Here is a 628-nt window from a genome sequence, read left to right on the forward strand (position 1 = left end):
TTATGTTTTGTTTTGTTTTCTTAACTTTAATAGTTAATTTCATCATGGTCACCTCTTTTATAAAAAATTTCCAATATTGGATGTATTTAATATATCATTTAAAAGTAGAGAATAAATAAACAACAGATTGATAAATTAATTCAAAATTCTGCGCTTTTTTACGGTTTTTTTGAGAAAGTTTATCAATCAGTTTTAGTTTTAGGGGCTTTATCTATTCGCTGAATTGTTACTAATAAACGGTGTATCTTTTAATTTCATTCAATATTTTGTTCTTTTTAAAAAAATAAAGGCTGAAACTCAATATAGAGTTTCAACCTTTATTAAATATCATTTTAATTCAATTACCGGCCTAGGAATTTCTTCTTCTCCAGTAATTGAGATTACGTCAGAGTTACCTTTATTAATTCCCAAAAATAATATACTTATAATTGCAAAAAGCATTAACTTCTTTTTCATCTCACAAATCCTCCCATTTTAAAAACTTATTTTTTAATAGTAATGCCTCRCTTGCAAGTTGATAATAAACTCCTGAATTCTTCAATTTTTTATTCAAATAATAATATTTTGCAAGTAGAACTGCATATTTATAAACATGACGATAGTCTTTTTTCAATTCAAAGTATTTTAT

Annotated in this window: 1 protein-coding gene; it reads right to left on the reverse strand. The window is 24.4% G+C overall.

Going from position 1 to position 628, the window contains the following annotated elements:
* Positions 1–327: 327 nt before the first annotated feature.
* Positions 328–456: a hypothetical protein gene (locus tag AC1DSL_RS19180; RefSeq protein WP_477533475.1), complete on the reverse strand. Its 129-nt coding sequence runs from the start codon at positions 454–456 to the stop codon at positions 328–330.
* Positions 457–628: the final 172 nt, after the last annotated feature.

It is taken from the genome of Paenisporosarcina sp. P4_D4, assembly GCF_056401835.1.

Coding starts and splice junctions, on each gene's coding strand:
- AC1DSL_RS19180 (WP_477533475.1), bottom strand. CDS start 456: ATGAAAAAGAAGTTAATGCTTTTTGCAATTATAAGTATATTATTTTTG.